Origin of the sequence: Enterobacter kobei (assembly GCF_001729765.1) — a bacterium.
In the GTDB taxonomy this organism is placed as follows: domain Bacteria; phylum Pseudomonadota; class Gammaproteobacteria; order Enterobacterales; family Enterobacteriaceae; genus Enterobacter; species Enterobacter kobei.
Window position 1 is genome coordinate 3,300,851 of the sequence record NZ_CP017181.1, and the last position, 22,343, is coordinate 3,323,193.

At 56.4% G+C, this 22,343-nt stretch carries 22 protein-coding genes; 2 read left to right on the forward strand and 20 right to left on the reverse strand.

The window, feature by feature from the left end; translation table 11 throughout:
* Window positions 1-17: 17 nt before the first annotated feature.
* The 12 genes from hisJ to pdxB all read right to left on the reverse strand — a co-directional run bounded on the left by hisJ (window position 18) and on the right by pdxB (window position 11,810).
* Entirely contained in the window at window positions 18-800 is a 783-nt protein-coding gene (gene hisJ, locus BFV64_RS15830) for a histidine ABC transporter substrate-binding protein HisJ (RefSeq protein WP_045281760.1), read from the reverse strand.
* Between the two features lie 226 nt (window positions 801-1,026).
* Window positions 1,027-1,809, reverse strand: a complete 783-nt coding sequence (argT, locus tag BFV64_RS15835; protein ID WP_014884662.1) for a lysine/arginine/ornithine ABC transporter substrate-binding protein ArgT — start codon at window positions 1,807-1,809, stop codon at window positions 1,027-1,029.
* Window positions 1,810-2,099: 290 nt separating this feature from the next.
* On the reverse strand, window positions 2,100-2,669 hold the full coding sequence (locus BFV64_RS15840; protein WP_014884663.1) for a UbiX family flavin prenyltransferase: 570 nt from the start codon (window positions 2,667-2,669) through the stop codon (window positions 2,100-2,102).
* 89 nt (window positions 2,670-2,758) lie between these two features.
* Window positions 2,759-4,276 carry an amidophosphoribosyltransferase gene (gene purF / locus BFV64_RS15845; RefSeq protein ID WP_014884664.1) on the reverse strand — a complete coding sequence of 506 codons (1,518 nt, stop codon included), beginning with the start codon at window positions 4,274-4,276 and terminating at the stop codon, window positions 2,759-2,761.
* A 33-nt stretch (window positions 4,277-4,309) separates the two neighbouring features.
* Entirely contained in the window at window positions 4,310-4,798 is a 489-nt protein-coding gene (gene cvpA / locus BFV64_RS15850; protein ID WP_000262116.1) for a colicin V production protein, read from the reverse strand.
* Between the two features lie 219 nt (window positions 4,799-5,017).
* Window positions 5,018-5,704 carry a cell division protein DedD gene (gene dedD / locus BFV64_RS15855; RefSeq protein WP_045281761.1) on the reverse strand — a complete coding sequence of 229 codons (687 nt, stop codon included), beginning with the start codon at window positions 5,702-5,704 and terminating at the stop codon, window positions 5,018-5,020.
* Window positions 5,694-6,962: a bifunctional tetrahydrofolate synthase/dihydrofolate synthase gene (gene folC / locus BFV64_RS15860; RefSeq protein WP_014884666.1), complete on the reverse strand. Its 1,269-nt coding sequence runs from the start codon at window positions 6,960-6,962 to the stop codon at window positions 5,694-5,696. The genes dedD and folC overlap by 11 nt, the downstream gene beginning before the upstream one ends.
* Before the next feature lie 70 nt (window positions 6,963-7,032).
* Window positions 7,033-7,938 carry an acetyl-CoA carboxylase, carboxyltransferase subunit beta gene (gene accD / locus BFV64_RS15865; protein ID WP_014884667.1) on the reverse strand — a complete coding sequence of 302 codons (906 nt, stop codon included), beginning with the start codon at window positions 7,936-7,938 and terminating at the stop codon, window positions 7,033-7,035.
* 154 nt (window positions 7,939-8,092) lie between these two features.
* Window positions 8,093-8,752, reverse strand: coding sequence for a DedA family protein (locus tag BFV64_RS15870; RefSeq protein ID WP_059373294.1), 660 nt, complete (start codon window positions 8,750-8,752; stop codon window positions 8,093-8,095).
* A gap of 28 nt (window positions 8,753-8,780) precedes the next feature.
* Window positions 8,781-9,593: a tRNA pseudouridine(38-40) synthase TruA gene (gene truA, locus BFV64_RS15875; RefSeq protein ID WP_014884669.1), complete on the reverse strand. Its 813-nt coding sequence runs from the start codon at window positions 9,591-9,593 to the stop codon at window positions 8,781-8,783.
* Entirely contained in the window at window positions 9,593-10,606 is a 1,014-nt protein-coding gene (locus tag BFV64_RS15880; RefSeq protein WP_069602273.1) for an aspartate-semialdehyde dehydrogenase, read from the reverse strand. The genes truA and BFV64_RS15880 overlap by 1 nt, the downstream gene beginning before the upstream one ends.
* A gap of 67 nt (window positions 10,607-10,673) precedes the next feature.
* A complete protein-coding gene (gene pdxB, locus BFV64_RS15885) occupies window positions 10,674-11,810 on the reverse strand; it encodes a 4-phosphoerythronate dehydrogenase PdxB (protein ID WP_069602274.1) in 1,137 nt (378 codons plus the stop codon).
* 113 nt (window positions 11,811-11,923) lie between these two features.
* On the opposite strand from pdxB, the gene flk reads away from it, so the two are divergent.
* Window positions 11,924-12,928 (forward strand): flagella biosynthesis regulator Flk, encoded by a 1,005-nt coding sequence (flk, locus tag BFV64_RS15890; protein WP_059373292.1) that lies wholly within the window; start codon window positions 11,924-11,926, stop codon window positions 12,926-12,928.
* 84 nt (window positions 12,929-13,012) lie between these two features.
* Here the strand turns inward: flk and BFV64_RS15895 are convergent, their stop codons facing one another.
* Window positions 13,013-14,191, reverse strand: a complete 1,179-nt coding sequence (locus BFV64_RS15895) for an MFS transporter (RefSeq protein ID WP_063667042.1) — start codon at window positions 14,189-14,191, stop codon at window positions 13,013-13,015.
* Between the two features lie 68 nt (window positions 14,192-14,259).
* The gene (fabB, locus tag BFV64_RS15900) at window positions 14,260-15,477 is read right to left on the reverse strand and encodes a beta-ketoacyl-ACP synthase I (RefSeq protein ID WP_014884674.1); all 1,218 of its coding nucleotides are present in this window, start codon (window positions 15,475-15,477) and stop codon (window positions 14,260-14,262) included.
* Between the two features lie 158 nt (window positions 15,478-15,635).
* Here fabB and mnmC point away from each other — a divergent pair, with 158 nt between their 5' ends.
* Window positions 15,636-17,633: a bifunctional tRNA (5-methylaminomethyl-2-thiouridine)(34)-methyltransferase MnmC2/FAD-dependent 5-carboxymethylaminomethyl-2-thiouridine(34) oxidoreductase MnmC1 gene (gene mnmC / locus BFV64_RS15905; RefSeq protein WP_059373597.1), complete on the forward strand. Its 1,998-nt coding sequence runs from the start codon at window positions 15,636-15,638 to the stop codon at window positions 17,631-17,633.
* A gap of 97 nt (window positions 17,634-17,730) precedes the next feature.
* Here mnmC and BFV64_RS15910 read toward each other — a convergent pair whose 3' ends face one another.
* Genes BFV64_RS15910 through prmB form a run of 6 tightly spaced genes read right to left on the reverse strand, consistent with a single transcriptional unit; the run spans window position 17,731 to window position 22,279 of the window.
* The gene (locus BFV64_RS15910) at window positions 17,731-18,006 is read right to left on the reverse strand and encodes a YfcL family protein (RefSeq protein WP_014884676.1); all 276 of its coding nucleotides are present in this window, start codon (window positions 18,004-18,006) and stop codon (window positions 17,731-17,733) included.
* Window positions 18,007-18,019: 13 nt separating this feature from the next.
* Complete coding sequence (locus BFV64_RS15915) at window positions 18,020-18,565, reverse strand: elongation factor P hydroxylase (RefSeq protein ID WP_014884677.1); 546 nt, start codon at window positions 18,563-18,565, stop codon at window positions 18,020-18,022.
* Entirely contained in the window at window positions 18,565-19,374 is an 810-nt protein-coding gene (locus BFV64_RS15920) for a sulfite exporter TauE/SafE family protein (RefSeq protein ID WP_023330989.1), read from the reverse strand. The genes BFV64_RS15915 and BFV64_RS15920 overlap by 1 nt, the downstream gene beginning before the upstream one ends.
* A complete protein-coding gene (mepA, locus tag BFV64_RS15925; protein WP_014884679.1) occupies window positions 19,374-20,198 on the reverse strand; it encodes a penicillin-insensitive murein endopeptidase in 825 nt (274 codons plus the stop codon). The genes BFV64_RS15920 and mepA overlap by 1 nt, the downstream gene beginning before the upstream one ends.
* A 2-nt stretch (window positions 20,199-20,200) precedes the next feature.
* The gene (gene aroC, locus BFV64_RS15930) at window positions 20,201-21,286 is read right to left on the reverse strand and encodes a chorismate synthase (RefSeq protein ID WP_014884680.1); all 1,086 of its coding nucleotides are present in this window, start codon (window positions 21,284-21,286) and stop codon (window positions 20,201-20,203) included.
* Window positions 21,287-21,346: 60 nt separating this feature from the next.
* Window positions 21,347-22,279 (reverse strand): 50S ribosomal protein L3 N(5)-glutamine methyltransferase, encoded by a 933-nt coding sequence (gene prmB / locus BFV64_RS15935; protein WP_014884681.1) that lies wholly within the window; start codon window positions 22,277-22,279, stop codon window positions 21,347-21,349.
* Between the last annotated feature and the right edge of the window lie 64 nt (window positions 22,280-22,343).

Genomic DNA, 22,343 nt, shown 5'->3' on the forward strand with positions numbered 1-22,343 from the left:
GTTATTTGACGGAGCGATTAGCCGCCGTACACATTGAAATCAAAGTACTTTTTCGCCAGCTTGTCATAGGTACCGTCAGCGCGCATTTCCGCAAACGCTTTGTTCAGCGCTTCGCGCAGTTCGTTGTCTTCTTTGCGCAGGCCCATACCGGTACCCACACCGAACAACTTCACATCCTTAATGGACGGACCGCCGAACTTGTAATCTTTGCCCATCGGCGTTTTCAGGAAGCCTTCGCTTGCCGCGACTTCATCCTGGAATGCCGCATCAATACGGCCGGCCGTCAGGTCTGCGTAAATATTTTCCTGGCCCTGATAGGAGACAATTTCGATCCCCTTCGGCGCCCAGTGCTCGTTACCGTAGGTTTCCTGGGTGGTGCCCTGCAGCACGCCCACGCGTTTGCCCTTCAGCGACTCAAGCGTTGGCTGAATATCAGAAGACTTCGCCACCACCAGACGTGAATCGGCCGCGTAGAGTTTGTCGGTGAAGGCAATCTCCTGCTGGCGTTTTTCAGTGATGGAGAGCGAGGACATAATTACGTCGATTTTTTTTGCTTTAAGGGATGGGATCAGCGCGTCCAGCGGGTTCTCAACGTAGGTACATTGCGCTTTGATGCGTTTGCACAGCTCATTGGCCAGATCGATGTCAAAACCCACCAGCTCACCCTTTGAATTCTTCGATTCAAACGGCGCATAGGTTGGATCGGTACCAATACGGATTTTCTGCGGAATGGCTGCGAATGCCGCGGTGGCGCTGGAAAAGGCCAGCACCAGAGATAGTGACAACACGAGTTTTTTCATATTTGTCCTCAACAAACTGTCTTCATACGGGATTTTTACGACGACGGGGTGGTGCTAATGTGCCATTAATCCCCACTTTCAGGCAAAGATTAATGCCTTCGGGCCGGGATATTTTGCATTATAAATGCGTAAGTATGCACAAAGCGATCCAATATAGTGCATTTAACGCACCATACTGGATCACCCCTTCGCCTGATGCCTCTTTTCAGTGCATCACCGTCAGGTCTCAGTCACCGTAGACGTTGAAGTCGAAGTATTTCTTCGCCAGTTTGTCGTAAGTACCGTCTTTACGCAGCTCTGTAAACGCTTTGTCAAAGGCGGCTTTCAGCTCGGTATCATCCTTACGCAGGCCAATACCGGTGCCGTCACCAAAGTATTTTTTGTCTTTCACGGACGGGCCTGCAAAAGCGTAGTCTTTCCCGGCTGGCTGCTTCAGGAAGCCTTCGCTCGCGGCGACTTCATCCTGGAATGCAGCATCCAGACGGCCCGCCGACAGGTCAGAGTAAATCAGATCCTGATTCTGATAGGCAACCACGTCGACACCCTTCTCGCGCCAGTTGGCATTGGCATAACCTTCCTGCGTTGACCCCTGGAGCACGCCAACATGCTTGCCTTTCAGCGAGTCGATGGTCGGCTGGATCGGGGAGCCTTTAGCAGCAATCAGACGTGAATCAGCGGCGTAGAGCTTGTCAGAGAAGGCAATCTCCTGCTGACGTTTTTCGGTGATAGAGAGAGAAGAGATAATGGCGTCGATTTTCTTGGCTTTCAGCGACGGAATTAATGCGTCAAAGTCGCTGCCCACCCATGTGCATTTTACCTGCATGCGTTTGCACATTTCATTTCCCAGATCGATATCAAACCCCACGAAATCGCCTTTCGCATCCTTGGAAGAGAATGGCGCGTAGGTTGCGTCTGTACCGATACGAACCGTCTGTGGAAGCGCCGCATAGCTACCTGCCGCCGCACTTAACCCCACCAGCAAAGACAGAGCCAGAACCGTCTTCTTCATACATTTACCCTCAAGTACCGTGATTTTATTATGTATTGTGTTGTGTGTTGTGTTGCAGGCTTCTCTTGCAGGTCTTATGCCACATTGCCGTCTGGTCAAAACTTCGACGTTAAATATGTTAATAAAACGTTGCGATATTGCCTTAATGGTGAAAGATAGCAGGTCTGCCGAACGAACCGGAGAGAGAAAAAGGGAAAAAACGAATTAAATGTCGAGGATATGATCGCCGTTGCATAATTGCCCTGAAACAGGGCAACGTCTCTTTTCATGCACAGCATGTGTGCACAGAATCAGGCTCCCTGCCAGCGGGTGAAGAGATCTTCCGGCAGGTCGATATCAAACTGATCCAGCACGCGGTTGACGGTCTGGTTGATCACATCATCCAGCGACTGCGGGCGATGATAAAACGCCGGTACCGGCGGCATGATCACGGCGCCCAGCTCGGCGGCCTGGGTCATCAGGCGCAAATGCCCCAGATGTAGCGGCGTTTCCCGCACGCAAAGCACCAGCGGGCGACGTTCCTTCAGCACGACATCCGCCGCGCGCGTCACCAGCGTGTCGGTATAGCTGTTCACAATGCCGGAGAGCGTTTTAATTGAACAGGGCAGGATCACCATGCCAGCGGTTTTAAACGAGCCTGAGGAGATGCTGGCGGCGATATCGCGCGCGTCGTGCACGACGTCGGCCAGTGCCTGAACATCACGCAGGGAGAGATCGGTTTCAAGGGAGAGGGTTTGTCGCGCCGCCTGGCTCATCACCAGATGGGTTTCGACTTCCGCTACGTCGCGCAAAACCTGCAGCAGACGTACGCCGTAAATGGCGCCACTGGCACCGCTGAGCCCAACAATGAGTCGTTTCATGATTTTCGCCCTTACTGATTTCAGGGCAGACTGTGCAGGATTTCGCGGGGAGTTGCAAGTGAGGGCGAACGCCCTCACTTGCAGAGAGATTAACCTTCGTTGTGCATCTCTAAACTTTCGAGATCGTTTTGCAGCTGAACGGCTTTCGCATCGTCGTTGCGCAGCGAATCAAGATAGTCAAGGTACTGCTGGTCGACGTCTTTCGTCACATAGACGCCGTTAAACACGGAGCATTCGAACTGCTGAATCTCCGGGTTCTCGGCGCGCACCGCGTCGATAAGATCGTTCAGATCCTGGAAAATCAGGCCATCGGCGCCGATAATCTGACGAATTTCGTCCACTTCGCGACCGTGCGCAATCAGCTCATTGGCGGTTGGCATATCGATGCCGTACACGTTCGGGAAGCGAATTTCCGGTGCGGCAGACGCCAGATACACTTTCTTCGCCCCCGCTTCGCGCGCCATCTCGATAATCTGCTCAGAGGTGGTACCACGCACGATGGAGTCATCCACCAGCAGAACGTTCTTATCACGGAATTCGGCGCGGTTGGCGTTCAGTTTACGACGTACAGACTTACGGCGCAGGTGCTGGCCCGGCATGATGAAGGTGCGGCCAACGTAGCGGTTCTTCACGAAGCCCTGACGGTAAGGTTTATCCAGAATACGGGCAATTTCCAGAGCGATATCGCAGGAGGTTTCCGGGATAGGAATAACCACGTCGATGTCGAGATCGTCCCATTCGCGAGCAATCTTCTCGCCGAGCTTCGTGCCCATATTTACGCGCGCGCTGTAGACGGAAATCTTGTCGATGAAGGAGTCCGGGCGGGCGAAATAGACGTATTCAAACAGGCACGGGTTGCTGACCGGGTTGTCGGCACACTGACGGGTAAACAGCTGGCCCTTCTCGGTGATATACACCGCTTCGCCCGGCGCAACGTCACGCAGGAATTCGAAGCCCAGGGTATCCAGCGCCACGCTCTCAGAGGCAACCATATATTCGGTACGGCCATCGCCAAGGTCGCGCTTGCCCAGCACCAGCGGACGAATGCCGTTTGGATCGCGGAAGGCAACCATACCGTGACCGATAATCATCGCCACGCAGGCGTATGCACCGCGGATCTGGCGGTTGGTCGCAGCAATGGCAGCAAAGATATTGTCTGCTTCCAGCGGGTAGTGACGGAAGTTATCCAGCTCGCTGGCGAACACGTTGAGCAGGATTTCAGAATCAGAGGTGGTGTTAATGTGGCGACGTTTCTCTTCGAACAGCTTTTTACGCAGCTCATGGGCGTTGGTCAGGTTGCCGTTATGGGCAAGGGTGATGCCATACGGTGAGTTGACGTAGAAAGGCTGTGCCTCAGAGGCGCTGGAACTGCCAGCAGTAGGATAACGAACGTGACCGATCCCCATATTACCTTGCAGACGCTGCATATGGCGGGCTTCAAACACATCGTTTACCAGGCCATTCGCCTTACGTAAACGGAAGCAGTTGTTTGCATCAATGGTGATGATACCCGCAGCATCCTGCCCACGGTGCTGAAGCACCGTTAACGCGTCATAAATCGACTGGTTTACCGGCATGAAACCGGCGATACCGACAATACCGCACATTCGTCTTTTCCTCGTTAAGCCACATCTCAGGGTTTATGCCCTGGGCAAAAAACTCGACGAGCTTTGCAGATAGTCAAAGAACCATCTGATGATGAAGCTGAACTCAGGAATGAGCTGCGATTTCTGCCAGTCTTCACTTTTGGAGAACCCGGTGAAGGTATCCAGGAAGAACAGGATGGCGGCCACAATCAGCACACCTCGCAACGCCCCGAAACAGATCCCGAGTACCCTGTCCGTTCCTGACAGACCGGTTTTCTCGACCAGCTGACCTATCACGTAATTGACGATAGCACCAACAATCAGCGTCGCGATAAACAGCACCGCGATGGCGATTCCATTTCGGACCAGTTCATCTTCAAAGCCCGTGAACCAGACAGACAGGTAAGTGTAGTAATGACTGGCAACAAAGAAAGCACAACCCCAAGTCACCAGCGATAACGCTTCACGAACAAAGCCACGGATCAGGCTAACCAGACAGGAAAAACCAATCACCGCAATGATGGCGTAATCAATCCAGACCATATGTGTCCCACGATTTAACGCCCTGTCATCCAGTTCGGGGCGAATTCTAACAGAAAAAGAAAACGTTTGCGTAGGGATTTCCTTCCCGCGCGTAAATAAAAAAGGCGCTGAAAAAATAATCAACGCCACGGTCCTTTTGACATCTCTGTGGACGTCTTCTCCCCCTCACCCCGGCCCTCTCCCTTGAGGGGCGAGGGTTAGGGTGAGGGGGAGATCTTATCAGTTCGCGCTATAGTTCATCACCACACCGCTCAGACCGGAGATCTGCTTCAGCTCACCCAGCGAGCCTTTCAGCTTATCTTTAGACGCTTCCGGCCCCACAAGGATACGGGTAATTTTACCCTGCACCGGCGTGGAAGGTGAAGTGTAAACACGATAGCCCGCGCTGCGCAGTTTACCCACGACCTCGTTAACTTTATCGGCGTTTTTCAACGCGCCCAGTTGCACAACATAGGCTTTGCCGGTCGGGGCTGCGTCTTGCTTCGCTGGCGGAGGGGTTTCTGACGCAGCAGCCAGTTGCTCTTCCGCTTTATCACGCGTTGGCTTCGGCTGCGGTTTCTCTACCGGCTTCGGTTTTTCAACAGGCTTAGGCTTCTCTACCGGTACCGGATCAATCTCGATGTTGTTATTCGCCGCCAGACGCGACGGGTCGAGCGACGGCGCAGCGGCATCGCCCGCGCGAACTTCTTCAGCCGCCCCTTCCGGCGGCTGGGCAGGCAGCGCCTGTGTCGCCGCAGGCAGCATATCCGGTTCATCACGGTCGCCCGGTTTTGGCACCAGCGGAATGGCTGCAAACTCGTCCTGATAATGCTTTTTCTGCCCGTCGAGCAGCCCGGGAAGAATAATCACCCCGAGCGCGACCAGCACAATGGTTCCTGTTAAACGGTTCTGAAACTTACTCGCCACCGGTTCTCCCCGCGTCCATCACTTCCATGACATGTGCCACCGTGTGGAAAGAGCCACACACCAGCACGGTATCTTCTGGTTTAGCATCCGCCATCGCGGCATGCCAGGCCTGAGCCACGCTACTATAGATTGCGCCTTTGCCGAGATGTTCCATCAACTGCTCGGCCGTCGCACCACGCGGCCCCTCAAGAGGAGCACAATACCAGCTATCGACCACACTCTCCATGCAGGCCAGCGTGCCACCGATATCTTTATCATGAAGCATACCGATAACCGCCAGCACGCGCCCGGTTTTTGGTAACGATTTGAGACGTCCTGCGAGGTACGCCGCTGCGTGTGGGTTGTGCGCCACGTCCAGGATCAGGCGCGGTGACTCACTCACAATCTGAAAACGTCCCGGCAGCAGCGCATTCTGAATGCCGTCGCGGATCGCCTGATCGCTGACCGCTAATCCGCTGGCGCGCAATGCCGCCAGCGCGGTTGCCGCGTTAGGCTGTGGCACCTGCGGCAGCGGCAGGTTGTCCAGCATTCCCTGCGCATCGCTAAAGCGCCAGCCGTTATCCTGAACCTCATATTGCCAGTCAACGCCACGGCGCAGCAACAGAGCCCCCTTCTCCTGGGCCACGTCAGCAATAGTGTGCGGCATATCCGGCTCACCGACCACGGCGGGTTTATTCGCCCGGAAAATACCGGCCTTCTCGCGACCAATGCTTTCGCGATCCGGCCCCAGCCAGTCGATATGGTCCAGCGCGATACTGGTGACCACCGCCACGTCCGCATCCACCATATTGGTGGCATCAAGCCGCCCGCCAAGACCCACTTCCAGAATCACCACATCCAGCTGCGCCTGTTTGAACAGCCACAATGCCGAAAGCGTGCCGTACTCGAAATAGGTTAACGAGATATCACCTCGCGCGGCTTCGATTTCCGCGAACGACGCCGTATGCGCCGATTCCGGCAGCTCGCTGTTCTGCACGCGAACCCGCTCAGTGTAACGTACCAGGTGTGGTGAGCTGTAAACGCCAACCTTGTAACCCGCCGCCATCAGGACGGATTCCAGCGTACGGCAGGTAGTGCCTTTACCGTTGGTGCCTGCGACGGTGAAAACGAAAGGCGCAGGTTTCAGCACGCCCAGACGCGCGGCAACCTGGCTTACGCGCTCAAGCCCCATATCAATGGTTTTACTGTGCAGGTTTTCCAGATAAGAAAGCCACGCGGCCAGGGGCGACGTGGCTTGAGGAATGCTTTTATTTTCCATGATGCCCGGTTGTCATTAGCAGGTTATAAAGCAAAAGGGCAGCGCCATCTGGCCCTGCCCTTTTCAGTTATCAGGCCTCGGGTTCCTGATCCGGTACCACCACGCCTTCGCGCGGCTCATCCGGGTTTGGCGCGGGCAGATTCATCAGCTTCGCCAGAACGCTTGCCAGTTTCAGGCGCATTTCCGGACGGCGGACGATCATATCGATGGCGCCTTTCTCAATGAGGAACTCACTGCGCTGGAAGCCCGGCGGCAGTTTTTCACGAACGGTTTGCTCAATGACGCGAGGACCCGCGAAACCGATCAATGCTTTTGGCTCAGCAATGTTCAGATCGCCCAGCATCGCGAAGCTTGCAGAGACGCCTCCCATGGTTGGGTCGGTCAGCACGGAAATGTAAGGCAGACCGCGTTCCTGCATTTTCGCCAGCGCCGCAGAGGTTTTCGCCATCTGCATCAGAGACATCAGCGCTTCCTGCATACGTGCTCCGCCAGAGGCAGAGAAGCAGATCAGCGGGCAGTTATCTTCCAGCGCTTGCTCAACGGCACGCACAAAACGTGCGCCCACGACAGAGCCCATTGAGCCACCCATAAAGGAGAACTCAAACGCCGCGGCGACAACCGGCATTTCATGCAGGGTGCCTTTCATGACGATCAGCGCGTCTTTCTCGCCAGTCTCTTTCTGTGCAGAGGCCAGACGATCTTTGTATTTTTTGGAATCGCGGAACTTCAGCACATCTTTTGGCTCAAGCTCGCTGCCCAGTTCTACCAGTGAACCTTCGTCCAGCAGGCTATGCAGGCGGTTACGCGCCGACATACGCATATGGTGGTCACACTTCGGACACACTTCAAGATTGCGTTCCAGCTCTGCACGGTACAGAACCTGGCCGCAGCTATCACACTTCGTCCATACCCCTTCAGGAATGCTCGCTTTGCGCGTTGGGGTAATGTTGCTTTTAATTCGTTCAATCCAGCTCATTGATAACCTTTCTGCCTGAACCTGGTCGTATGCCAGTTTTGCTATAAGAGGCGAATAATGCCATTTTTGCCTCCAACAGACCATGAATGTTGCACATTAAAACATAACAGCCCGAAACTTTGGATAAAAAAGTGGTCGAACCGCCAGCGTGCATTTACTTCGCTTGCTTTGCCGCCGCGCGTTTGTGACGAATAATCTCGATAACGCCAGGCAGTACGGAAAGCACAATAATCGCTACAATCAGTAACTTAAGGTTTTCCTGAACCACCGGCAAGTCGCCAAACAGGTAGCCTGCATAGGTAAACAACAGCACCCACAGCAGCGCGCCCACGACGTTATACATCGCAAAATGACGATAGGACATATGCCCCATTCCCGCCACAAACGGTGCAAATGTGCGCACAATAGGCACAAAACGCGCAAGGATAATGGTTTTTCCGCCATGACGTTCATAAAACGCATGGGTTTTATCTAAATAGCTGCGACGGAAAATTTTCGAATCAGGATTGCTGAACAAGCGCTCACCGAACACCCGGCCAATGGTATAGTTGACGGCATCCCCGATAATTGCGGCAATCACCATCATCACCACCATCAGATGCACGTTCAAATCATTGGTCGGTAGGGCCGATAACGCACCCGCAACAAACAGCAGGGAGTCCCCCGGCAGGAAGGGGGTAACGACCAGACCGGTTTCACAGAACAGAATGAGGAACAGGATGGCATAAACCCAGACGCCATACTGCGCGACCAGTTCCGCCAGGTGAACATCAATATGCAGAATGAAATCAATCAGAAAACGTATTACGTCCATATTGTCTAAGCCTTAATTGCACCTTTGTTTAGTCCGCTAAAAACAGCGGGCCCATTGGCGGTTTTGGCAGGTCAAACCGATCCGGATAGTCTACCGCAACCAGATACAGTCCTTCTGCTTTCGCCGTGGCTGCCGCAAGCGTTCTGTCCTTCGCTGCCAGCAGGTCTGCAATCCAGCTCTCCGGCTGGTGTCCGGCACCCACTTCCATCAGGCTGCCTACAATATTCCGCACCATATGATGTACAAAGGCATTGGCTTTGATATCCACCACCACATACGCGCCAAAACGGCTGACGTTTATGTGCATAACGTTACGCCACGGCGTACGGGACTGACATTGCACCGCACGAAACGACGTAAAGTCATTTTCACCAATCAGACACTGCGCGGCACGATGCATGCGTTCAGCATCGAGCGGTTCATAAAAATGCGTTACGCCCTGGCTTAGCACCGCCGGACGCAGACGCTGGTTGTAGATGACATAGCGGTAGCGACGCGCCGTCGCGCTGAAGCGCGCGTGAAAATCATCCGGCACAGCTTTCACCCAACGCACCGCAATGTCACCAGGTAAATTCGCATTTACACCCAGCGTCCAGGCGGCATCTTTGCGCACGGCAGTGGTTTCAAAGTGGACCACCTGCCCGGTACCGTGAACACCCGCATCCGTACGGCCTGCGCACAGAACGTTAATCGGCTCGTTTGCCACCTGAGAGAGCGCTTTCTCCAGCTTTTCCTGGACGCTTCGCACCTCATTCTGACGCTGCCAGCCATAATATTTACTGCCATCGTACTCGATACCGAGGGCAATTTTATGAACCGGCTTTTGTTCCACTTCTGACATCAGTACAGGTACTCCTGCACCAGTTTCTCAGCAATTTTGACCGCCATCAGCGCGCCGCCAAAACGAACGTTGTCCGCAACGGACCAGAACTGAACCTGCTCCGGCATACCGTAATCGTTCCGCACGCAACCGACTGAAAGATGGGCGCTACCGGTGGCGTCACCCACCTGCGTCGGAAACTCGCTCTCTTCGGAAAGTACGATATCTTTACCGCGGCCAAACGCATCGCGCGCTTCTTCCGCCGCCAGCGGGCGCAGGGCTTCAAAACCTACCATCTGCGCGTGACCGTAGAATACCGGCGACTGCACGACGTTTGCGGAGATCATCAGCCCCTCATCCTGCAGAATTTTGCGCGCTTCGTCGACGATACGGCGCTCTTCGCGCACGGAACCTTCACGATCCGGCAGCAGTGGCAGCATGTTGAACGCCAACTGGCGACCGAAGAAATCATCCTCATCAATCGGGATACCGTTCAGCAGCTTCGCGCTCTGCCCGGCCAGCGCATCGACGGCCTTTTTGCCATTTGCGGAGGCAGACAGCAGGCTGGTGACGGTGATACGCGACAGGCCACCGTCGTCAATCAGCGGTTTCAGCGCGGTCAGCAGCTGGCTGGTCAGACTGTTCGGTACCGCGATGATATTACGGTTACGGTAGTCCGCCAGGACATACGGGTTGACGTCCGGCACCACCAGCGGCACGTCCGGCTCCATGGCGAACAGACCGCTCAGGTCGATCACCAGGCAACCTGAATTGGTCGCCTCTTCGATGTAAGACGCCGTGGCTTCAGCACCTGCGGCGAAAAATGCCAGCTGCGCCTGGGTCCAGTCAAACGCAGCCGCATCCTGGACCATGACGGATTTACCGTTAAAGCGCAGATGCTCACCCGCGCTATCGGTACGCGCCAGCGCATAGATATCGCCCACCGGGAACTGACGCTCAGCAAGGGTTTCGAGCAGGGCTTCGCCCACGGCACCGGTGGCACCTAAAATGGCAATGTTCCAGCCTTCAGACATGGTGGTTTACTCCAGAAATAAAAAAGCGTCCCTGCCGGAGTATCCGACAGGGAGCATTAAGAAGACATTAATGCGCCGGGTGATGAACGGCGTTAAAACCCAGTTTTTTCAGCAGCGTCGCGGCCGTTGCGTCGTCGCACATCACATACAGGGACGACCACTCGCGGCGCTCAACATAGTTCTTACGCAGCTTGTCAAATTCACCCGGGATCCCCGCCACTTTACGCAGCAGCGCATCATCGCGGCGCACATCATACACCAAATGCACCAGCCTTTTCAGCGTTGCCTGATCGAGCGGGCCGTGCAGGGTAATGCGGCCAAATTCAGGTGCGGGAAGTAAGGTATCCAGCGCCACCTGCTGCGGATGGCCAATAAACGTGCTGTAGGCTTCAAACACCTGCGTTGTGCCGCGGGCTTTGCCTTCAAGCGTATAGCCCGCGATATGCGCAGTGGCTACGTCCACCTTGTTAAGCAGTTCAACGTTAAGATCCGGCTCCGGCTCCCAGACGTCCAGCACAACGCGGAGGTCTTGTCCTTCATTCAGACATTTCAGCAGCGCGGCGTTGTCCGCCACCGGGCCACGGCAGGCATTTATCAGAATAGTGCCAGCCTTCAGACGACGGATCAGTGCTTCATCGGCAAGATGCAGGGACGTATAGGGGCCCTCTTTAAACAGCGGCGTGTGGAACGTCAGCACATCACACTGTTCAACCAGCTCATCCAGCGAGCGGAAATCCCCTTCGTCACCGTTGTCTTTACGCGGTGGGTCGCACAGCAGCGTGCGAATACCTAACGCCTCCAGGCGCTTTTGCAGGCGTCCACCCACGTTACCCACCCCGACGATCCCCACGGTGCGGTCTTTCAGCACAAAACCGTCGCGCTCGGCCAGCATCAGCAAAGAGGAGAAGACATATTCCACGACGGCAATAGCATTACAGCCGGGCGCGGCGGAAAAGCCGATCCCCGCCTGCTTCAGCCATTGGTCATCCACATGATCGGTCCCTGCCGTTGCGGTTCCGACAAACTTAATCGCTTTTCCGGCGAGCAACGACGCATTTACTTTGGTCACCGAGCGCACCATCAGCGCGTCTGCGTCATCCAGTTCGTTGACCGGGATCGGGCGACCAGGGACAGCCTTAACGTTACCCAGGCGGCTAAACAGCTCACGGGCATAAGGCATATTTTCATCAACGAGGATTTTCACGTCTGAGTACCTGTTTGAGAGGAAGTAAACCTGCCAAGTGTGCCATAATCTGGCCGCCAGGCATATACGTCTGCCAGGTTTACGCTGAGTTTTGACTTTAAGGATTTTTGACGATGCAGCCCATTTCAGGTACGCCGCCACGCCCTCCGGGTGAAGGCCCTGTCACGCCAAACGTTGCCGGTGAACAACCGCTATCCACGCAACAGCGCACCGTGCTGGAGCGACTGATCACGCGCCTGATTGCGCTGACTTCACAGCAAAACGCGGAAGTCTGGGCCGGGGTAAAGCATGATTTAGGCGTAAGGAACGACGCACCGCTGCAGTCGCGACATTTCCCTGCTGCCGAGCAAAATCTCAACCAGCGTATTACGACCGCACAGCAGAACCACACCACGCGGCAGATTGTCACGCAACTGACCGAGCTGCTCGGCCAGGGAAATAACCGTCAGGCGGTCAGCGACTTTATCCGCCAGCAGTATGGCCAGACGGCCCTGAGCCAGCTGACGCCAGACCAGCTTAAAACCGTGCTGACGCTGTTGCAGAACAATCAGCTGTCGATCCCACAGCCGCAGCTGCGGCCAGCGACCGAGCGTTCGCTGCTGCCTGCTGAGCACAACACGCTGAATCAAATGGTGACCAAACTGGCCGCCGCCACCGGCGAGTCAACAAAGCTTATCTGGCAATCCATGCTCGAACTGTCCGGCGTAAAGGCGGGCGAGTTGATCCCGGCCAAACAGTTTCCCCATCTGGTGACCTGGCTACAGGCGCGCCAGACGCTCAGCACCCAGAGCGCCCCTACCCTGCATACCGTTCAGGCTGCGCTTAAACAGCCGCTGGAACCGCATGAGTTCGAGGCGATTCGGGATTACGCCCAGCAGAACTGGCAGGCGACACCGCAAACGGTACTGACCACCGCGCAGGTGCAGGATGTGCTCAATCAGATCTTCGTGCGCCGCGCCGAGCGGGAAGGCGGCGTACCGGAGGCAAGAAACATTCAGCCTATCTACAGCCCGCTTTTTGCGCCCGTTGTGGAGACGTTCAGAACGCTCTCCGCCCGTCCGGGATTGATGTTTATTGCGTTACTGATTGCGCTGGCGATTTTCTGGCTGGTTGCTTAACACTGCCGGGTGGCGGCTTCGCCTTACCCGGCCTACGGCTAGTGCGGTTGTAAGCCCGGTAAGCGAAGCGCCACCGGGCAAAAACTACGACCGACGAAACGCCACCAGCGTCACCACGGTCCCCACGACCGCAGAAATGGCACCGGCCAGGAAGACGGACGGGTATCCAAACGAGGTGGCCAGCAGTCCGGCCAGCGGTCCGGTTACTCCGTATGAGATATCCTGAAACGCCGCATAGCCGCCGAGTGCTGTGCCACGCACCTGCGGGGCCACACGCTTCACGACTTCCACGCCCAGCGCCGGGAAAATCAACGAGCAACCGCAGCCGGTGAGTGCTGCGCCAATCAGCGCGACAGAGGCGACCGGTGCGTGCCACAGCAGCAGCAGGCCAACGGTCTCTATCATCAGCGATGCCACCGCCACCTTCACGCCGCCAAAGCGATCCGGCATCCAGCCGAAGAACACGCGCATCAGCACAAACGCCCCGCCAAACGCGGTGAGCGTAAATCCGGCCATCGCCCAGCCGCGGCTCATAAAGTAGAGCGAGACGAACGTGCCAATCACCGCAAAACCTACGCCCTGCAGCGCCAGGCCCAGACCCGGCTGCCAGATTTGGCCGATCACGCTCCACAGGGAAGGACGCTCCCCTTTGTGAGCGGGTACCTTACGTACCGAGCCGTTAAACGCCCACGCCAGCAGCGGCAACACCATGGTGGTGGCTGCCAGCGCCGCAAAACCAAACTGGCTGTTGATCAGCAGTCCCAGCGGTGCACCAGCGGCCAGCGCGCCATAAATAGCCATGCCGTTCCAGGACATCACTTTGCCCGAACGAGCAGGCCCCACCAGACCCATTCCCCAGGTCAGGGTACCGGTCAGCAGCTGGCTTTCACCAAAGCCAAGGATTAAACGTCCCAGCACCAGCAGCGCAAATTTATACCCTGCGTCTACCGGCAAAAGCGCGGCTAACAGCCATGCCCCGCCCGCCAGACCACAGGCAAACATCCCCTGTAACGCCGAGCGTTTTGCACCATGCTGATCTGCCAGCCGTCCGGCGTACCCGCGGGTTAGCACCGTGGCTAAAAACTGAATGCCCACGGCAATGCCGACCATGGTGTTGCCATAGCCGAGTTCCTGATGAACGAACAGTGGGATCACCGGCAGCGGCAGGCCAACGGTCATGTAGGTCAGAAATACCGCAAAGGCGATTCGGAAAAGGGAAAGGTTACCGGAAGGGGCGCTCTTCTCTGGGATAACAGCCTTCATGCATAACTCCGTGTTGAGGCATAAAAAAAGGGAACCTTCCGGTTCCCTTCTACTATACATTCAAACGCTTATGCTTTGTACTTACGCATTACCAGCGTCGCGTTCGTGCCGCCGAAACCGAAGCTGTTAGACATGACGGTGGTCAGTGTCGCTTCCGTTGGTTTCGTCACGATATTCAGGCCAGCAGCCTGCTCGTCCATCTCATCAATGTTGATGCTTGGGGCGATAAAGCCGTTTTCCAGCATCAGCAGAGAGTAGATCGCTTCCTGCACGCCCGCAGCACCCAGAGAGTGACCGGTCATTGCTTTGGTGGCAGAAATTGCCGGGCTGTTGTCGCCGAAGACTTCGCGGATTGCACCCAGCTCTTTCACGTCGCCTACCGGAGTAGAGGTACCGTGAGAGTTCAGGTAGTCGATTGGCGTATCAACGCCGTGCATCGCCATCTTCATGCAGCGCACCGCACCTTCACCGGATGGCGCAACCATGTCAGCGCCATCAGACGTTGCGCCGTAGCCCACGATCTCAGCGTAGATATGCGCACCACGTGCCAGCGCGTGCTCCAGCTCTTCAACCACAACCATACCGCCGCCGCCTGCGATGATGAAGCCATCACGGTGCGCGTCGTAAGTACGGGACGCTTTTTCCGGGGTTTCGTTGTACTTGGTGGACAGAGCGCCCATCGCGTCGAACTCACAGGCCATTTCCCAGCCCAGCTCTTCGCCGCCGCCAGCAAAGACGATGTCCTGTTTACCCAGCTGGATCTGCTCAACCGCGTTACCGATGCAGTGTGCGGACGTCGCACACGCGGAACTGATGGAGTAGTTCACACCGTGGATTTTGAACGGAGTGGCCAGGCATGCGGAAACCGCAGAGCCCATGGCTTTGGTGACCACGTACGGACCTACCGCTTTCAGACCACGCGGGCTACGCATTGCGTCAGCACCGAATACCTGCGCTTTAGATGAGCCGCCGGAACCAGCGATAAGACCTACGCGGGGATTGTTCTGGTAAACTTCCGCGCTCAGACCTGCATCTGCAATCGCTTCCTGCATGGAGAGATAAGCATAAATAGAGGCATCGTTCATGAAACGAACCACTTTGCGGTCAATCAAACCGGTGGTGTCCAGTTTGACGTTACCCCATACGTGGCTACGCATACCTGAATCTTTAAACTCTTCAGAGAAAGTGATCCCGGAGCGTCCTTCACGCAGAGATGCCAGGACTTCCTGCTGGTTATTACCGATGCTGGAAACAATGCCCAGGCCAGTAATCACTGCACGTTTCATTCAATACCTCTGTAAGTCGCACTATAGTAAGTTTCGAGTCGCACAATAGCGTACACTTGTACGCCGAACAAGTCCGATCAGACATTTTCTGCGGAAATTTGCACCGATGGACTCACATCGTTAAGATCGTGCCACTGCCTGTCAGACGAGTAACTTACGTGAAACAAAACGCTATACAACCCGCCAACCTCGAATTCAACGCTGAGGGTACACCTGTTTCCCGAGATTTTGATGACGTCTATTTTTCTAATGATAACGGACTCGAAGAAACTCGCTATGTTTTCCTCGACGGAAACCAGCTCAGCACCCGCTTCCCGGAGCATCCGCGGAGCCTGTTTGTGGTCGCGGAAAGCGGATTCGGCACCGGGCTCAATTTTCTGACCCTCTGGCAGGCGTTTGACCAGTTTCACGCTGCCCACCCTGAGGCTACGCTACAAAGATTACATTTCATCAGTTTCGAAAAATTCCCGCTCACCGCGCACGATCTGCACCTGGCCCATCAACGCTGGCCGGAGCTGGCAACCTGGGCTGAACAGCTTCAGGCACAATGGCCGCCTCACATTGGGGGGTGCCACCGTCTGATTCTGGACGGCGAACGCGTGACGCTGGATTTGTGGCTGGGCGACATCAACGACCTTACCGATAAGCTTGATGATGCGATGAATCAGACGGTGGACGCGTGGTTCCTGGACGGTTTTGCGCCTGCCAAAAACCCGGATATGTGGAGCCAGCATCTGTTTAACGCGATGGCGCGACTGGCGCGTCCGGGCGCAACGCTCGCCACCTTCACCTCAGCAGGCTTTGTTCGCCGCGGCTTGCAGGAAGCGGGCTTTACCATGCAGAAAACCAAAGGTTTTGGCCGCAAGCGCGACATGCTGGTCGGCAGGATGGAGCAGACGCTGGACATCCCCGCCAGTGCACCCTGGTTTGCGCGCAGCGCCAGCGCGTCACGGGAAGTGGCGATAGCAGGCGGAGGGATCGCCAGCGCCCTGCTGTCTCTTGCGCTTATCCACCGTGGCTGGCAGGTGACGCTTTATTGTGCTGACGATGCGCCAGCAGGTGGGGCCTCCGGCAACCGCCAGGGGGCGCTCTATCCCCTTTTAAGCGCGCACGATCCGGCACTGTTCCAGTTTTTCCCGGCGGCCTTTACCTTTGCCCGTCGCCTGTATGATGCCCTGCCGGTGACGTTCGATCATGAATGGTGCGGCGTGACGCAACTCGGCTGGGATGAGAGAAGTCAGCAAAAAATCGCGCAGATGCTGTCCCTGGGACTGCCGGAAGACATTGCGCGGGCGGTAAGCGCGCAAGAGGCCGCCGACACCACCGGCGTTGAAACCTGCTGCGAGGGCATTCAGTATCCGCTCGGCGGCTGGCTGTGCCCGGCTGAACTGACCGCTGCGGCGATTGACCTTGCGCAGTCACGCGGGCTGACGGTCTACTATGCCCACAAGGTTGAATCGCTGTCCCGAACAGAACGCTGGAATTTGCGTTTTGCTGATGGCAAAGAGGCAAGCCATGCCAGCGTTGTGCTGGCGAACGGACATAGCATCAACCAGTTTATCCAGACAGAACCCGTGCCGGTTTATCCGGTCGGCGGCCAGGTGAGTCATATCCCTACTACGTCCGAACTGGGCAAACTGCGTCAGGTGCTGTGCTATGACGGCTATCTGACGCCACAAAATCCGTCTAATGGTCATCACTGCATCGGGGCGAGCTATCATCGTGGCGAAGCGGATATGCGCTACAGCGAGGCGGATCAACAGCAAAACCGCCAGCGCCTGATTGACTGCTTCCCGGATGCAGCGTGGGCGAAAGAGGTTGACGTCAGCGAAGGCGCGGCCCGCTGTGGCGTGCGCTGCGCAACGCGCGATCATCTGCCGATGATGGGGAATGTGCCGGACTATGAGGCAACGCTTGAAGCCTATCACGACCTTGCAAACCACCAGGAAACGGCGGTAGCTGCACCGGTTTATCCCGAACTGTTTATGCTGGGTGGGCTGGGTTCGCGTGGATTATGTTCTGCACCGCTACTGGCTGAAGCCTTAGCCGCACAAATGAGCAACGAACCGCTACCGCTGGACAGAACAACGCTTGCGGGGCTGAACCCGAATCGATTGTGGGTGCGAAAACTGCTGAAGGGGAAGAAGGTTAAGTAGGGTGCGGACGGGTGCCCTCACCCTAACCCTCTCCCACAGGGAGAGGGGATATTCGTAGGCCCGGTAAGCGCAGCGCCACCGGGCGAAATACGATGACTTAGCGTTTAGCCTGCTGGAACAAAGTGTCCCACATGCCCAGCACCAGAGACTGGTCGCGCGGGGACAGTTCACCCGCCTGAATTGCCTTTTCCAGGCTGCGGGTGACTTCATCATGCACTGCTTCGGCAGAATGATCGTCTCCTGCCTCCAGCTCGGCAACAGCCAGCGTCAGGTGACCACGCAGATAACCGCTGGCGAACAGCTCATCATCACTGGCGTGTTCCACCATGTCATCAATTAACGCCAGAATGCGTGATTCAAATTCTGCGATCATCTTTTTTCCTCAGTTAAAGATCTTCCGGCCAGGGGAAGCATTCCGCCGTGATCACCGGCGTGTGGTAATAATTCTGTAAAGCCTCGATCAGGCGTGCCGGACGTTCCGGGATGCCTTTCTCAAGATATTCCATCACCTGTGCATGCACGCGGCGCTGGAAGACGATACGGTCTGGCTCGAAGTCGCCTTCGAGGTTGTCACAGCTGACGTTGAACGGGAAACCCGCCGCGACACAGAATAGCCATTCCAGCGCCTGCGGTTTCACTTCCACATCTTCAAACTGGCCCTGGGTTGCGGCGTCGCGTCCGTCCGGACAGTACCAGTAGCCGAAGTCCACCAGCTCGCGACGCGCTTTCCCCGCAATACACCAGTGCGAAATTTCATGCAGCGCGCTGGCGTAAAAGCCGTGCGCAAAGACGATCCGGTTGTACGGCACTTCGGCATCAGCAGGAAGATAGATCGGTTCGTCGTCGCCTTTAATCAGACGGGTATTAAAATCATCAGCAAAGCAGCCGTTAAAAATCTCAATCAGCTGTTCGTAGTTATGCGTACTGTTCATTAGTTCATCCCCAACCAGTGGAGGATCTCCTGTCCATGGCTGTCATAAAGAAGCTTTGCGCTCATAACCGCCGAAACGATGACGATCATCGGGCGAATCAGCTTCTGTCCTTTGCTTAATACCAGGCGCGAGCCCGCGCGCGCGCCCAGGAACTGCCCTGCCATCATGACAAAACCGGTTGCCCAGATGACCTTGCCGCCAATGATAAACAGCAACAGGCCACCAAGGTTAGAGGTCGCATTAAGCACTTTGGCATGGGCGGTAGATTTAGCGAGGTTAAACCCGGCCAGCGTCACAAACGCCAGCGCGTAAAACGAGCCTGCGCCCGGGCCAAAGAAGCCGTCGTAAAAACCGACGCAGCCCCCGGCTATCAGGGCAAACGGCAAGCCATGCAAGCGACGCTGACGGTCTTCTTCACCGAGCTTTGGCATCAGCAGGAAGTAGAGACCGATGCAGATAACCAGAATCGGCAGGATCTGGCGCAAAATATCGGACTGTACGTGCTGCACCAGCAGCGCGCCCGACGTCGAGCCGATAAAGGTCATCAGAATATTGAGCTTCTGATCGGCGAGGCTCACCACCTTGCGGCGGATAAAATAGAGTGATGCTGAAAGCGAGCCGCCGCAGGCCTGAAGTTTGTTGGTGGCCAGTGCCTGAGCGGGGCTCATGCCCGCCGCCAGCAGTGCGGGTACCGTTAACAACCCGCCGCCGCCAGCAAGCGCATCAATAAACCCGGCTAACATGGCAACAAAAAACAGCACCACCAGCAGCAGCGGGGACACCATAAACAGATCGACGAAATTATCCATTAAAGTACATGCTCATCCAGTAGCGCCTGGCAGGAAGGCGGCAACGGAGGCGGTGTCTTCTTCTCAGGCTTAGAGGTTCCAGGTTTTGCCGGTTCAAACCAGCTCTGCAGCTCCGCACCGCAGCCATCGCCTGGCGGAGGTAACGGCTGATCTTCACATTCCAGGCTGTTTGCCGGGCAACGCAAACGAACGTGCATGTGCGCACGATGCTGGAACCACGGGCGCACTTTGCGCAGCCAGTCGCGGTCAGTTCCGGCATCCAGGCAGAGCTGTTGTTTGATGGCCGGATTCACAAAGATCCGCGTGACGTCGTTATCTTCTGCTGCCAGCTTGATCATGCTGGACACATCCCGCGTCCACAGGGAGGGCACCACGCGCTTACCGTCACTCGCCACCAGATCCAGCGCCTGCGGTTTCAGCAGTTGCGCGGACGTCCAGCGTGTTTTCGGTAGCTGCAGGAAGATATCGACATCCAGTCCGGTCTGGTGGCTGGCGTGTCCGCCGTTAAAGCGCCCGCCCGCAGGCATGCCCATATCGCCAATCAGCATCGTCCCCAGCCCCAGGTTATGTACCTGGTTTCCCAGTCGCTGAATAAACAGCACCAGGTCAGGGTGACCGAAGTAACGGCGCTGGTCGGTACGCATCACCTGATAAGTATCCGATTGCAGCGGAAGCGCCTGCGCGCCGACGATACAGCCGTTCGAAAAGGCGCCGATAGACTGCGCGCTGCCCGCCACCGGATGGGTGATCTTTTGCCACGGCGTGGCGGCCAGACTGGCTCCACTGGCGAGCAGCGCCAGCAGAGCAATTGCGGTTTTTTTCATGGTTACCAGCGTGGAATGGTGGTCGTCACATCCGCATTCTGCGCGCGCTGGCGCAGGAAGTGATCCATCAGCACGATCGCCAGCATCGCTTCTGCGATCGGCACCGCACGGATCCCCACGCAAGGATCGTGACGTCCTTTGGTGATCATCTCAACTTCTTCGCCAGAGCGGTTAATCGTGTGGCCCGGCACGGTAATGCTGGAGGTTGGCTTCAGGGCAATATTCGCAACAATCTGCTGCCCGCTGCTGATCCCGCCGAGGATGCCACCCGCATGGTTGCTCTGGAAGCCCGCTTTCGTGATTTCGTCGCGGTTCTGGCTGCCGCGAAGCTGTACCACGTCAAACCCGTCGCCAATCTCTACACCCTTCACCGCGTTGATGCTCATCAGCGCGTGCGCAATGTCAGCGTCGAGACGGTCAAACACCGGCTCGCCCCAGCCTGGCGGCACGCCGTCGGCCACCACGGTGACCTTCGCCCCAATGGAGTCACCCTCTTTTTTCAGGCCACGCATCAGCTCGTCCAGCGCATCCAGCTTGTCGGCATCGGCGCAGAAGAACGGGTTTTGCTCAACCTGGTCCCAGTCTTTAATGGCCAGCGGAATATCGCCCATCTGGGTCAGACAGCCGCGAATGACGATGCCAAATTTCTGCTGCAGGTATTTTTTGGCAATGGCACCCGCCGCCACGCGCATCGCGGTTTCACGCGCGGAAGAGCGTCCGCCGCCGCGATAGTCGCGGAAACCGTACTTTTGCTCGTAGGTATAGTCAGCGTGGCCCGGACGGAATACGTCTTTAATAGCGCCGTAGTCCTGAGAACGCTGGTCGGTGTTTTCGATAAGCAGACCAATGCTGGTCCCGGTGGTGCGGCCTTCAAAGACGCCAGAGAGAATTTTGACCTGATCCGGCTCGCGACGCTGCGTGGTGTAGCGAGAGGTGCCCGGACGACGGCGGTCAAGGTCGTGCTGCAAATCAGCTTCAGTCAGTTCGATGCCGGGCGGTACGCCGTCAACGATACAACCTAAAGCCAGCCCGTGCGACTCACCAAAGGTGGTCACGCGGAATATCTGTCCAATACTGTTTCCTGCCATCACGGCTCCGATGTTGTTGTTTGTGTTTGAGCGTTGTGAAACGGGCCGAAGCCCGCTGGATTAATCTTTATAGATACTGAAGTATTCGCGCGCGTCGAGCAGCTGCGCTTTGGTCAGCATAAAGACGCCGTCACCGCCGTTATCGAACTCAAGCCAGGTGAACGGCACATCCGGGTACTGCTCTATCAGATGTACCATGCTGTTGCCCACTTCACAAATCAGAACACCGTCGTCGGTCAGGTAATCCGGCGCGCAGGCCAGAATGCGGCGGGTCAGCTTCAGGCCGTCAGTGCCTGACGCCAGACCCAGCTCCGGCTCATGACGGTATTCATTTGGCAGATCGGACATGTCTTCCGCGTCGACGTACGGCGGGTTAGTGACGATCAGGTCGTACTGCAGCGTCGGCAGGTCGCGGAACAGATCCGAGCGGATTGGCGTAACGTGATGGATCAGGCCGTGCTCTTCAATGTTGTGCTCGGTGACGGCCAGCGCGTCGGTAGAGATATCGACGGCGTCCACTTCCGCTTCCGGGAAGGCATAGGCGCAGGCAATCGCGATGCAGCCGCTGCCGGTGCACATATCCAGAATGTGCTGCGGCTGATGGTGAATCAGGCCTTCAAAGTGGTTGTTGATCAGCTCACCAATCGGTGAACGCGGCACCAGCACGCGCTCATCAACATAGAATTCGTGGCCGCAGAACCAGGCCTTGTTGGTCAGGTAGGCGACCGGAATGCGTTCGTTGACGCGGCGGATCACCCGCTCAACAATGCGGTGTTTTTCACTGGAGGTCAGGCGCGCGGTGCGCATGTCTTCCGGAATATCCAGCGGCAGATAAAGAGACGGCAGCACCAGCTGAACGGCCTCATCCCACGGGTTATCGGTACCATGACCGTACCAGATGTTGGCGGCGCTGAAGCGGCTAACCGACCAGCGCAACATGTCCTGTATGGTATGCAGCTCGTTTACTGCTTCATCGACAAATATTTTATCCACTCTTTCCTCCAGGGCATGCTCGCATAATTTTCGGCGGCTAGTTTGCCATGAAGACGGCGATAAA

Coding starts and splice junctions, on each gene's coding strand:
- purF (WP_014884664.1), bottom strand. CDS start 4,276: ATGTGCGGTATTGTCGGTATCGCCGGTTTCATGCCGGTAAACCAGTCG.
- truA (WP_014884669.1), bottom strand. CDS start 9,593: ATGTCAGAAGTGGAACAAAAGCCGGTTCATAAAATTGCCCTCGGTATC.
- hisJ (WP_045281760.1), bottom strand. CDS start 800: ATGAAAAAACTCGTGTTGTCACTATCTCTGGTGCTGGCCTTTTCCAGC.
- BFV64_RS15910 (WP_014884676.1), bottom strand. CDS start 18,006: ATGATCGCAGAATTTGAATCACGCATTCTGGCGTTAATTGATGACATG.
- BFV64_RS15880 (WP_069602273.1), bottom strand. CDS start 10,606: ATGTCTGAAGGCTGGAACATTGCCATTTTAGGTGCCACCGGTGCCGTG.
- fabB (WP_014884674.1), bottom strand. CDS start 15,477: ATGAAACGTGCAGTGATTACTGGCCTGGGCATTGTTTCCAGCATCGGT.
- flk (WP_059373292.1), top strand. CDS start 11,924: ATGCAGCCCATTTCAGGTACGCCGCCACGCCCTCCGGGTGAAGGCCCT.
- BFV64_RS15840 (WP_014884663.1), bottom strand. CDS start 2,669: ATGAAACGACTCATTGTTGGGCTCAGCGGTGCCAGTGGCGCCATTTAC.
- aroC (WP_014884680.1), bottom strand. CDS start 21,286: ATGGCAGGAAACAGTATTGGACAGATATTCCGCGTGACCACCTTTGGT.
- argT (WP_014884662.1), bottom strand. CDS start 1,809: ATGAAGAAGACGGTTCTGGCTCTGTCTTTGCTGGTGGGGTTAAGTGCG.
- BFV64_RS15920 (WP_023330989.1), bottom strand. CDS start 19,374: ATGGATAATTTCGTCGATCTGTTTATGGTGTCCCCGCTGCTGCTGGTG.
- mepA (WP_014884679.1), bottom strand. CDS start 20,198: ATGAAAAAAACCGCAATTGCTCTGCTGGCGCTGCTCGCCAGTGGAGCC.
- BFV64_RS15915 (WP_014884677.1), bottom strand. CDS start 18,565: ATGAACAGTACGCATAACTACGAACAGCTGATTGAGATTTTTAACGGC.
- folC (WP_014884666.1), bottom strand. CDS start 6,962: ATGGAAAATAAAAGCATTCCTCAAGCCACGTCGCCCCTGGCCGCGTGG.
- accD (WP_014884667.1), bottom strand. CDS start 7,938: ATGAGCTGGATTGAACGAATTAAAAGCAACATTACCCCAACGCGCAAA.
- BFV64_RS15895 (WP_063667042.1), bottom strand. CDS start 14,191: ATGAAGGCTGTTATCCCAGAGAAGAGCGCCCCTTCCGGTAACCTTTCC.
- cvpA (WP_000262116.1), bottom strand. CDS start 4,798: ATGGTCTGGATTGATTACGCCATCATTGCGGTGATTGGTTTTTCCTGT.
- BFV64_RS15870 (WP_059373294.1), bottom strand. CDS start 8,752: ATGGACGTAATACGTTTTCTGATTGATTTCATTCTGCATATTGATGTT.